Source organism: Pseudomonas sp. NPDC087639 (assembly GCF_044743385.1).
Taxonomy (GTDB): Bacteria; Pseudomonadota; Gammaproteobacteria; order Pseudomonadales; family Pseudomonadaceae; genus Aquipseudomonas.
On sequence record NZ_JBIUWI010000005.1, the window covers coordinates 136102 to 146545 of the forward strand.

Consider the following 10444-nt stretch of genomic DNA (forward strand, 5'->3'; position numbering starts at 1 on the left):
AATGAAGTGAACACAAAACCTGTAGGAGTGAGCCTGCTCGCGATAGCGGTATGTCAGTCGACTGATTGACATGCTATCGCGAGCAGGCTCACTGCTACATTTGTCCCATATAAGAATTACTTTTTGTGTTGTTCTACGAATTGTCCGTAAGCATCTATGAATTTTTGCAGGAACGGCTTCACCGATTCACTCAATTTGCCCGCCTCATCGAACGCCGAACCCGCGCCACCCAGATACGCTTCAGGCTGCTGCATGCACGGCACATCGAGAAACACAAAGGACTGGCGCAGATGCTGGTTGGCGCCAAATCCGCCGATGGCGCCCGGCGATACGCTCATCACCGCACCCGGCTTGCCGCTCCAGACGCTCTTGCCGTAAGGCCGCGAACCAACATCGATGGCATTCTTCAAGGGTGCGGGCACCGAACGGTTGTATTCGGGCGTCACAAACAGCACCGCGTCGGATGAACCCACTTTTTGCCGGAAAGTGCTGTAGGCTGCCGGCGGAGAATCGCCGTCAATGTCTTCGTTATAGAGTGGCAGATCACCAATCTCGACAATCTCAAGCTTGAGGTTGGCCGGGGCCAGTTCCGCCAGCGCCAGAGCGACTTTGCGATTGATCGAAGCTTTACGCAGGCTGCCGACCACTACGGCGACGTTGTAGACATTGCTCATGGAAGACTCTCGATGTCCGTGGGAGGAGCCACAAGTTATAGATGATCCGGTGCCGGTTCCACCAGCAAACGAGGGAAATTCCCGCATGCTGATTATTTTTTTCCTGTAGGAAAACTTACAGGCCTTGATGAAGGTCTACCAAGCCGCAAATCAAGCGTTTTATCTCCAGAGGTTCTAAGCAGATGGCAGCAGTACTCGTCGGTCAGTTCCATGCAAGAGATGCGGAAGGCCGCGTTTATTCCGTGCATGAATTCCAGGAATCCAACCCGTCGGTAGACGGTCTCGCTGGCATGGAGCCTGTTACCACTTACAAACTGGCCATTGGCGATCGTGTCAACAAGGTCAGTGACAACGAGTTTTTGCTGGTTCAATCGGGCGTCACGATCGTTCGCGAGCCCGACACCTACGTCGGCAGCCTGACGGAAACCACCGTCGCCTCATAACCCTGTGTTATGAGCAGAAGTCATATGCGCAGACTTGGGGTAGGATTCAGCCTGCCCCCACCTGCTGAACATGGACTTCACGCATGCGTTTACGTCATATCGAAGTGATTCAGGCGCTCTTGCAGACCGGTCACCTGGGCACCGCCGCCGAATGGCTGCAGTTGCCGGTTACCGAAGTCGAAGAGCGCTTGCGCGAAGCCGAAAGTCAGTTGGGGTTCATGCTGTTCGCCAGCGTTCGCGGGCGTCTGCAATCGACGCCAGAAGCCCGGGCGTTGCAGGTTGAAATCGCGCACGTTTACGAAGCACTGGAGCCGGTGCAACGATTGGCCAGTAGCCTCAAGCAATACCTCGCCCCGCCCGTATGCATCATTGGCACTCCGCCACTCACCCAGCAGTTATTGCCGCAAAGCCTGGCCGCCCTGCGCCGGCGCTTGCCCGATGCACCTTGCAACCTGCTCAGCGCACCGACCCGCGACATCGTCCGCAGCCTGTTGCTGCGCGAGAGTGACCTGGGCCTGAGTCTGCATGATCCTGAGCACCCCGACATTGATTGCCAGCCGCTGGCACAGGGCAAACTGCAACTGCTGGCCCCCCACGGCTGGCTGCAACCGAAGCAGAAATACATCTCCCTGCAGGATCTGGCCGGGCAAGCGATGGTCGGCCTCGAAGGTCAGGACCCGCTGAGCCCGGCGCTGGAAAACAAACTCCAGGCACTGCGCCCCGCCCCAAGCATCCAGACCCGGGTACAAACCCACCAAATGATGCGCAGCATGGTCGAGGCCGGTGAAGGGCTGGCCATTGTCGATCCGTTTACCGCGTTAGGCGCCCGCGCTGCCGGGCTGGATGTCTGTCCGCTGTCCCCCGCCGTGCCGATCAGCCTCTATGCCTTGACCTTCAAGCACGCAGCGCCGTCTTCGGCGATTCAGACGTTACTGGCCATCCTCACGGAACAAGCCGAGGCGATGCTGTCGAGCTGAGCGGGTTTTCCAGCGGGTTATCGAACAATCGATACCAGAACAGCGCCACTTCAGCGGTATTCGGATCAATTCCGCGATAACGCAACTGGTCGACACCGCCGATCACGTAGCCACAACGCTCATACAACCGACAAGCCCCGAGGTTGTTGTTCTGGGTTTCCAGCATGATGCCGGGCAACTTCTTCTTGCGGCTCCAGAACTGCGCCACATCGAGCAACGCCTTGGCGACGCCATGACGGCGGGCCGGTGCGTGCACCGCCAGCTCATCGATATGGGCAAAGCCGTTCCAGTTGGTGCTGATCACCAGATGGCCGACCGGTTCGTCATCGAGGTAGGCCATGAAAATCGCGCTGTCGGCGGCATTATGAAAACTGCTGAACTCCTCGGGATCAATGCCGTAGCACTTGCGGTAAGGCACGATCGGCGTTACCAGCCACTGTTCAACGGGCTTGCCGATGACCGCGGCGCCATAGGCGGCGACCTCGAAACTGAAGTCGCTGCCCCAGATATAAGGCGCAAAGCCTTCATCGGCAACCCGCACCGACAGACCTGGATATTTCGGATTCATGACCGGTTGCATACTGGGATAAGTCCTCATTCCTTGACGCAATCGACGGTGTACTGCCGTCCATTGCCTTCATCTTCATGTTGCAGTCCATGCACATCCGCGACAAAACTGGGAAAGCTGCTATCGAACGTGCGGGCAAATTTCAGGTAATCGATGATCGAGCGCGTCGATTCGGTAAAGCGCTCGCCGGGCATGATCAGGGGGATCCCTGGGGGATACGGCACCAGCATCACGGCAGCAATCCTTCCTTCCAGCCTATCAATCGGCACAGCCTCGACCTCCCCACGCACCAAATGATCGTAGGCGTGAGCCGGCTTCATGGCGATTTCCGGTAGTACCGTGTACATGCGTTTGAGATGTTTGGCCGTCGCGTTGCTGCGATAGCAGGCGTGCAGTTGATCGCATAAGTCTCGCAGGCCCATGCCGCGATAGCGCGCCGTGTCTTCTTGCGCGACACATGGCAGGCACGTCGCCAGGCTGACGTTGGCGTCGTAACTGCGCTTGAACTCCAGCAACTCGGTGAGCAGCGTGCTCCATTTGCCTTTGGTGATGCCCATGGAGAACAGCACCAGAAATGAATACAGCCCGGTCTTCTCTACCACTAGCCCGCGCTCCCAAAGGAACTTGCTGACCACGGCTGCCGGTATGCCCTTCTCGCTCAACGCGCCACCGGCGTTCAGACCTGGCATCACCAGCGTGACCTTGATTGGGTCGAGCAAAACGTAATCGTCGCTGACTTCACCGAACCCGTGCCATTCGGCATCCGGTTGCAGCAGCCAGTCTTCCGTTTGCACACGGTCAATGCCTTCGACGCCCGGTGGCTGCCAGATCGAAAACCACCAGTCATCCGCGGCAATGTGCTGCCGCAAATTGGCCAGCGCACGGCGGAAACTCAGGGCTTCATCAAAGGTTTCCTGCAACAGCGAGCGCCCGGCCGGGCCTTCCATCATGGCCGAGGCCACATCCAGCGAGGCGATGATGCTGTATTGCGGCGAAGTGGAGATGTGCATCATGAACGCTTCGTTGAACCGATCCCGGTCCAGTTGCCGCGCGCCGCCGTCCTGCACATGGATCATCGACGCCTGACTGAACGCGGCGAGCAGTTTATGGGTGGAATGGGTGGTAAACACCAGCGGACTGTCTTCGCTGCGCGAGGTGGCCATGCCATAGCGCCCGGCGAAGAATTCATGAAACGCCGCATAGGCGTACCAGGCCTCGTCGAAATGCAGCACTTCGACGCTATTGCCGAGGTTTTGCTTGATCAGTTCGGCGTTGTAACAGAGGCCGTCGTAGGTCGAGTTGGTGACCACCGCCAGTTTGACTTTCGGTGCGCGGCCCTTGGTCAAAGGACTCGCGTCGATCTTGGCCTGGATCGATTCGCGGCTGAACTCGCTCAGCGGAATCGGACCGATGATTCCCAGTTCATTGCGCTCCGGGCACAGGTACAACGGAATCGCACCGGTCATGATGATCGCGTGCAGCACCGACTTGTGGCAGTTGCGATCCACCAGCACCAGATCATCGCGAGCGACCATGGAATGCCAGACGATCTTGTTGGCGGTCGAGGTGCCATTGATCACGAAAAAGGTGTGATCAGCACCAAAATTGCGCGCCGCCCGAGCCTCGGCTTCGGCGAGCGGGCCGGTGTGGTCGAGCAGCGAACCGAGTTCCGGCACCGACACCGACAAGTCCGAGCGCAGGGTGTTTTCGCCAAAGAACTGATGAAACGCCTGCCCCACCGGGCTTTTGTGATACGCCACGCCACCGCCGTGACCGGGGGTGTGCCAGGAATAGTTGGAATCGGCGGTGTGTTGCACCAGCGCCTTGAAAAACGGAGGCAGCAAACCGTCCAGATACTTTCGCGCCGCCCGTGCGACTTGCCGGGCCAGAAACGGCACGGTGTCTTCGAACAGGTAAAGGATCCCGCGCAATTGATTGAGTTCGGCCATGGCATCGGCCGGGGCGTTTTCCAGAGTGACCTGTTCGCCCAGGGCAAAGATCGGCAGATCAGGCGCACGCACCCGCGCCAGGCCGATCAGTTCGGCCATGTTCTGCAAAAGATGCGAGTTGGTGCTGGCATCCTCGGCGGCGATCAGCATGCACGCGAGGCCATGGTGGGTCGAAGCCACCAGACGCCCTTCGGTGTAGTCGGTGGCCGAAACGATACTGAAACCTTCCTGCTCCAACTCCCGGGCGATGCCACGGATACGATCACCGGCGACGGTATCGGCCTTGATGTCGCGATGGACGATCAACACCGGAAACTTCAAATCTTTGTACATGGGGCTCGGTGTCCTGAGGCAGCAGCGGATTCAAATCCGCCAATGCACTCAGCGTAGAGGGTTGCAGTGAAAGTGGCGAGGGTGGCCACTTGTCAGTACTGCCAAAAGTAAAAGATCTTTTGCTCTTCAGGCCTGAGCGTCGGCTTCTGCGATCTGCGTCCATAGCGCCGGACCGCCAGCGGATTTGGCGATGATTTCCAGACGCACCAAGTGAGCGGCCAGTTCATCCTCCGTCGCGCGAATGATCCGCGCTGGCTGGCGATCGGCCGGCAAGCGACGGATTTCCGTGGCGGAGTTATCCGCGCCTTCCCCAGTACCATTACCGTCGGAAGCGTTGCCGGCCAACGACAGGCTGGTCTGGCCCCCGGTCATGGTCAGGTAAACGTCGGCGAGAATCTCCGAGTCGAGCAAAGCGCCGTGCAGTTCACGGCCGGAGTTGTCGACGCCATAACGTTTGCACAACGCATCGAGGCTGTTGCGCTGCCCCGGGTGACGTTCCCTGGCCATCATCAGGGTATCGAGGATCGAGCAGTGCTGCGTGATGTCGGCGCGATCCTGCTGGCCCATCAAGGCGAATTCGTTGTTGATGAAGCCAACGTCGAACGCCGCGTTATGGATGATCAGCTGCGCGCCCTTGATGAACTCGAAGAACTCATCAGCGACTTCGGCAAAGCGCGGCTTGCCCACCAGGAATTCGTTGGTGATGCCGTGGACGCCGATGGCGCCTTCATCACTCTCGCGATCCGGTTGCAGGTAAACGTGAAAGTGCCGGCCCGTCAGGCGCCGACCGATCAGTTCGACACAGCCGATTTCGATAATCCGGTGACCATCGGTCACCGGCATGCCGGTGGTTTCGGTATCGAGTACAACGGATCTGGTGGCCATCAGTGCTCAGCTCTCAACGGGTCTATCGTGCAAAAACGCGGATGTTAACACGCTCGCGGCACACGTCGCGCGCCGCCGGGTGATCGGCACTCATGCAGTTTTTAACAATCATTGGCAAAGTTCATAAAGTTTGCGGGGAATCGGCTTGATAGCGTTCGCGGCTGGTTTCCCACGGATTTGAATGCGTCATGAAGACTGCACAGGTTTTACTGCTTGGCGGCTGTTTGCTGGCGGCCGAAGCACATGCCACCAGTTTCGTCATCAGCACCGACATCACCCTGAGCCTGACGCTCAGCTCGAGTAAAGGGACGAGCGGATCGTTCAAGGACGACAAGGTTGTGCTGGCGGCCAAGGACGATGCGGCGGCGTTTGTGGCCAGTGCCGGAGAGATTCGCGGGGCGCGAATGGAGGCGGCATTTTTGCGGATTCGCGAAGTGCTCAAAGATTCGGATTACACCGATCAGCAGTTGGCTGAAGCCATATTGATCCTGTGAGTCGGCGTTATTGTCGTGATCCGCTGCCAAACCCGCTACGCGGCTCTGCGGGAGAAGCCCAGAGCGCGAGAGTCGCGCTCTGGGCTGCATGCGGATAGAAGAGTTGCCGGTATTACTTATCGGACTTGATGCTGGTCCAGACCCGCGTGCGTACGCGCTCAAGTTTTTGCGGCAATGGCTGAACCACATAGAGGGTTTTCAGCGCTTCAGGGGTCGGCGTCAGATTCGGGTTGCCGGTAATCTCTTTGTTGATCAGCGCCATTGAATCCTTGTTCGCGTTCGGGTAACCGAGGAAATCACTGATCGGCGCAATCACCTTCGGATCGAGCAAGGTGTTGAGGAATTCGTGGGCTTCGGCGACGTTCTTCGCGCTCTTCGGAATCGCGAACGTGTCGAACCAGATCGGAGCGCCCTCCTTCGGCAAGCGCCAGTCGACCACCACGCCGTTGCCCGCCTCTTTGGCGCGGTTGCCGAACTGGTAGAAGCTGCCCGAGTAACCGATGGCCACGCAGATGTCGCCGTTGGCGATGTCGGTCATGTATTTGGCCGAGTTGAAATAGGTCACGTATGGACGAACCTTGAGCATTAACTCCTTGGCTTTTTCATAGTCGGCAGGGTTCTGGCTGTTCGGGTCGAGACCAAGATAATGCAGGGCCAGCGGCAGGATCTCCGTCGGCGAATCGAGCATCGCCACGCCGCAGGATTTGAGTTTTTCCATGTTCTCGGGTTTGAACACCAGATCCCAGCTGTCCACCGGCGCGTTCTCGCCCAGCGCAGCCTTGACCTTGGCCGGGTTAAAGCCGATCAGCACAGTACCGACCATGTACGGCACGCCGTACTGGTTACCCGGATCGTTCTTGCCCAGCAGCTTCAACAGTTCCGGATCCTGGTGGCTCCAGTTCGGTAGCTTGGACTTGTCGAGTTTCTGGAAAACACCAGCCTTGATCTGCGTATCGAGGAACTGGTTGGACGGCACCACCAGATCGTAGCCAGAGTTACCGGTCAGCAATTTGGCTTCCAGGGATTCGTTGGTGTCGAAGGTGTCCCAGGTCACTTTGATGCCGTTTTTTGCGGCGAAATCCTTGGGCACGGACGGCAGGATGTAATCCGCCCAGTTGTACACCCGCAACTCGCGCTGCTCAGCCTGGACGGCGCTGGCCAGCAGCGTAAGCCCACACACGGTGGCACCCAGTATGCGTTTCATCGTGACCATGGTTGTTTCCCCAGAATGCGACGTGAGTTCGATGGTTTTTATGTTCTGTACACGGCAGCGGCTTTAAAGGTAGCCGAGGGCAAAAAAGGTCTGGCGTCTCGTTATGGCCCTGATTCTTGCTGACAGCGTAGACGGATCACAGAGGGCGATTGGCCAAAAGGGGATCGATGTGGCCAATTTGAATGTCCGCCAGAATGCGGAAACAATAATGCCCGGCGATTGGCCGGGCATTGTCAGTACTGCAGACGCAGATCAGTCGGTGTAACCCAACCTCGCCGCCCTGCTCTGCTGAGTCTGGCCACGCGTCGCGAGGCAGTAATACAGCGGAACCGTCACCACCAGGCCGACCAGCCACGACAGGTCCGCACCCTCCACCAGATTGGCGTAAGGCCCGATGTACAGCGAAGTGTTGGCAAACGGCAACTGCACGAGGATGCCGATGAAATAGGCAATGATCGCGTGCAGGTTGAAGCGCCCGTAAATTCCACCGTCAGCACGGAAGATCGAGGTGATGTCGTAGCAGCCTCGCTTGATCAGGTAGAAGTCGATCAGATTGATCGACGCCCACGGCACCAGCACCAGCAACAGCGCGAGAATCAGACCGATGAACTCGGAAATGAAATCCGCCGACGCGCCGAGTGCGACCACGCAGCATCCCGCCAGGATCACGCTCGACAGCACCACGCGCACCTTGATGCTCGGTGTCCATTGGCTGGCGAAAGTCTGGATAGACGTAATGATCGATAGAACCGCGCCGTACAGATTGAGGGCGTTGTGGCTGATGATATTGAGCAGAAACAGCACCATCAGAATCGGCCCCAACCACCCGGTGGACTGCTTCACCGCAACCATCGCTTCAGTGCCTTCAGGCGTCGCCAGCACCGCCACCGCGCCGAAGCTGAACGACAGAATCGTGCCCAGCGTTGCGCCCAGATACGTAGCCCAAAACGGCTTGGCGATGCCGATGTCCGCCGGCAGGTAACGCGAATAGTCGGAGACGTACGGCGAGAAACTGATCTGCCAGATGATCCCCAACGATACCGTCGCCAGCCAGCCGGAGAGATTGAAGCTGCCGCGAGTCAGGAAGTCCGCCGGCAAGTCATGGGCGAAGATGTAAATGAACCCGGCCAGCAACGCGCTGCCCATCACCCAGGTACCGATGCGGTTCAACGTATGGATGAAGTTGTAGCCGATCACGCCGATCGCCGTGGCTGCCAACGCACCGATCAAAATGCTCAACGGTGCCGGCACTGACGGCGCGATACCGACGATGGATTTACCCGCCAGCACAATGTTGGAAATGAAGAAACCGATATAGATGATCGCCGCGAAGAACACGATCAACAGCGCGCCATAACGGCCGAACTGGCCGCGACTCTGGACCATTTGCGGAATGCCCATGCGTGGGCCTTGCGCCGACGCCAGCGCAATCACCACGCCACCGACCATGTGGCCCAGCGCAATCGCCAACAGCCCCCAGAGCAAATCGAGATGGAACACCTGAACCACCATGGCGCCGGTGACAATGGGCAGTGGCGCAATGTTGGTGCTGAACCAAAGGGTGAAAAGGTCGCGGGCCTTCCCGTGGCGTTCCGCGAGTGGAACGTAGTCGACCGTGTGATTCTCGATCAACGGATCTTGCCGGGACATCTGGGACATATGCATGAACTCGAGTTTGTCTGTTCTTATCGTTGTATGAAGCCAAACCGGGAGGACTCTCTGGTCGCCCCTCAGATGCGAACCATATTATGGTATTCCAAACATTTCACAAGACTGATCCGCAGTTTGCGGCGCTATCTGATCCGTCATCCTCGCTGAAACAGCGGCTTCTAGAACAGCCGAAAGCCCCGTAGATACACAGTTTCCGACGAACGCAGCACGTTTATCGGTTCAGCTTAAAAGCTCTTGCAAAGATTATTTTGTGGTATACCATCAGACCAACAAATACATAAAAACAGCGTCACACCACCCGAGGACTGTCCAATGATCGATGCCGCCATCTACAAACAAGTCATGGGCTCGTTCCCGTCCGGCGTAACCGTTATCACCACGCTGGATGATGACGGCCAGATTGTCGGCCTGACCGCCAGCGCCTTCAGTTCGTTGTCGATGGACCCGGCCCTGGTGCTGTTCTGCCCCAACTACAGCTCCGACTCCTACCCTGTGCTGATCAAGAACAAACGCTTTGCGATCCACTTTTTATCCGGCGGCCAGCAAAGCGAAGCCTATGCCTTCGCCCGCAAAGGCAAGGACAAGGCGCAAGGCATCGAATGGACATTGAGCGAACTGGGCAACCCGATTTTGGCGAATGCGACGGCTATCATCGAGTGTGAGTTGTGGCGCGAATACGAAGGCGGCGACCACGCCATCATGGTCGGTGCGGTGAAGAATCTGATCGTCCCCGAGCAGCACACCGGGCCGCTGGTGTATTGCCACGGCAAGATGGGTGCCCTGCCCGCTTTCGCCTGATCCCTACGATTACCACTCCGTCAGGTCCGCACACGACCGGCCAATAACAAAAGATCCGAGGTAGCGTCATGAAATTTTCCCTGTTCATCCACATGGAACGCTGGGACGAAAGCGTCAGCCACCGCCAACTGTTCGAAGATCTGACCGAACTGACCCTGATGGCCGAGGCCGGTGGTTTCAGCACCGTGTGGATCGGCGAACACCACGCCATGGAATACACCATCTCGCCAAGCCCGATGCCACTGCTCGCCTACCTCGCGGCCAAAACCACCACCATTCACCTCGGCGCCGGCACCATCATCGCGCCGTTCTGGCACCCGCTGCGGGTCGCCGGTGAATGCGCCTTGCTCGACGTGATCAGCAACGGCCGCATGGAAGTCGGTCTGGCACGCGGCGCTTATCAAGTTGAATTCGATCGCATGGCCGGCGGCATGCCAGC

At 58.2% G+C, this 10444-nt stretch carries 11 protein-coding genes; 5 read left to right on the forward strand and 6 right to left on the reverse strand.

Annotated elements, in window-relative coordinates; all coding sequences use genetic code 11:
* Positions 1-116: 116 nt before the first annotated feature.
* A complete protein-coding gene (locus tag ACIOVB_RS04690) occupies positions 117-674 on the reverse strand; it encodes an NADPH-dependent FMN reductase (protein WP_401265310.1) in 558 nt (185 codons plus the stop codon).
* Positions 675-856: 182 nt separating this feature from the next.
* Between ACIOVB_RS04690 and ACIOVB_RS04695 the strand changes: the two genes are divergently transcribed.
* Positions 857-1117, forward strand: a complete 261-nt coding sequence (locus tag ACIOVB_RS04695) for a hypothetical protein (protein WP_401265312.1) — start codon at positions 857-859, stop codon at positions 1115-1117.
* Positions 1118-1200: 83 nt separating this feature from the next.
* The gene (locus ACIOVB_RS04700) at positions 1201-2094 is read left to right on the forward strand and encodes a LysR substrate-binding domain-containing protein (RefSeq protein WP_401265314.1); all 894 of its coding nucleotides are present in this window, start codon (positions 1201-1203) and stop codon (positions 2092-2094) included.
* Here ACIOVB_RS04700 and ACIOVB_RS04705 read toward each other — a convergent pair.
* The 3 genes from ACIOVB_RS04705 to dnaQ form a co-directional block, all read right to left on the reverse strand.
* Positions 2060-2674 (reverse strand): GNAT family N-acetyltransferase, encoded by a 615-nt coding sequence (locus ACIOVB_RS04705; RefSeq protein ID WP_187681011.1) that lies wholly within the window; start codon positions 2672-2674, stop codon positions 2060-2062. The two genes, ACIOVB_RS04700 and ACIOVB_RS04705, sit on opposite strands and share 35 nt — an antisense overlap.
* Positions 2675-2688: 14 nt before the next feature.
* A complete protein-coding gene (locus ACIOVB_RS04710; protein WP_401265317.1) occupies positions 2689-4944 on the reverse strand; it encodes an Orn/Lys/Arg decarboxylase N-terminal domain-containing protein in 2256 nt (751 codons plus the stop codon).
* A gap of 126 nt (positions 4945-5070) precedes the next feature.
* Positions 5071-5829, reverse strand: a complete 759-nt coding sequence (dnaQ, locus tag ACIOVB_RS04715; protein ID WP_401265319.1) for a DNA polymerase III subunit epsilon — start codon at positions 5827-5829, stop codon at positions 5071-5073.
* Between the two features lie 188 nt (positions 5830-6017).
* On the opposite strand from dnaQ, the gene ACIOVB_RS04720 reads away from it, so the two are divergent.
* Entirely contained in the window at positions 6018-6323 is a 306-nt protein-coding gene (locus tag ACIOVB_RS04720) for a DUF2388 domain-containing protein (RefSeq protein WP_401265321.1), read from the forward strand.
* Positions 6324-6435: 112 nt separating this feature from the next.
* On the opposite strand, the gene ACIOVB_RS04725 is transcribed toward ACIOVB_RS04720, so the two are convergent.
* Both ACIOVB_RS04725 and ACIOVB_RS04730 read right to left on the reverse strand, forming a co-directional pair.
* Entirely contained in the window at positions 6436-7536 is a 1101-nt protein-coding gene (locus ACIOVB_RS04725; protein ID WP_187681007.1) for a polyamine ABC transporter substrate-binding protein, read from the reverse strand.
* Between the two features lie 252 nt (positions 7537-7788).
* Entirely contained in the window at positions 7789-9195 is a 1407-nt protein-coding gene (locus ACIOVB_RS04730; protein WP_401265324.1) for a purine-cytosine permease family protein, read from the reverse strand.
* Between the two features lie 324 nt (positions 9196-9519).
* On the opposite strand from ACIOVB_RS04730, the gene ACIOVB_RS04735 reads away from it, so the two are divergent.
* Positions 9520-10005 (forward strand): flavin reductase family protein, encoded by a 486-nt coding sequence (locus tag ACIOVB_RS04735; RefSeq protein ID WP_401265326.1) that lies wholly within the window; start codon positions 9520-9522, stop codon positions 10003-10005.
* A 68-nt stretch (positions 10006-10073) separates the two neighbouring features.
* A partial coding sequence (locus tag ACIOVB_RS04740; protein WP_401265329.1) for an LLM class flavin-dependent oxidoreductase occupies positions 10074-10444 on the forward strand: 371 nt, incomplete at its 3' end.

Excerpts from the sequence above, each read along its gene's own strand:
- ACIOVB_RS04690 (WP_401265310.1), bottom strand. The coding sequence starts at position 674 with ATGAGCAATGTCTACAACGTCGCCGTAGTGGTCGGCAGCCTGCGTAAA.
- ACIOVB_RS04695 (WP_401265312.1), top strand. The coding sequence starts at position 857 with ATGGCAGCAGTACTCGTCGGTCAGTTCCATGCAAGAGATGCGGAAGGC.
- ACIOVB_RS04700 (WP_401265314.1), top strand. The coding sequence starts at position 1,201 with ATGCGTTTACGTCATATCGAAGTGATTCAGGCGCTCTTGCAGACCGGT.
- ACIOVB_RS04705 (WP_187681011.1), bottom strand. The coding sequence starts at position 2,674 with ATGCAACCGGTCATGAATCCGAAATATCCAGGTCTGTCGGTGCGGGTT.
- ACIOVB_RS04710 (WP_401265317.1), bottom strand. The coding sequence starts at position 4,944 with ATGTACAAAGATTTGAAGTTTCCGGTGTTGATCGTCCATCGCGACATC.
- dnaQ (WP_401265319.1), bottom strand. The coding sequence starts at position 5,829 with ATGGCCACCAGATCCGTTGTACTCGATACCGAAACCACCGGCATGCCG.
- ACIOVB_RS04720 (WP_401265321.1), top strand. The coding sequence starts at position 6,018 with ATGAAGACTGCACAGGTTTTACTGCTTGGCGGCTGTTTGCTGGCGGCC.
- ACIOVB_RS04725 (WP_187681007.1), bottom strand. The coding sequence starts at position 7,536 with ATGGTCACGATGAAACGCATACTGGGTGCCACCGTGTGTGGGCTTACG.
- ACIOVB_RS04730 (WP_401265324.1), bottom strand. The coding sequence starts at position 9,195 with ATGTCCCAGATGTCCCGGCAAGATCCGTTGATCGAGAATCACACGGTC.
- ACIOVB_RS04735 (WP_401265326.1), top strand. The coding sequence starts at position 9,520 with ATGATCGATGCCGCCATCTACAAACAAGTCATGGGCTCGTTCCCGTCC.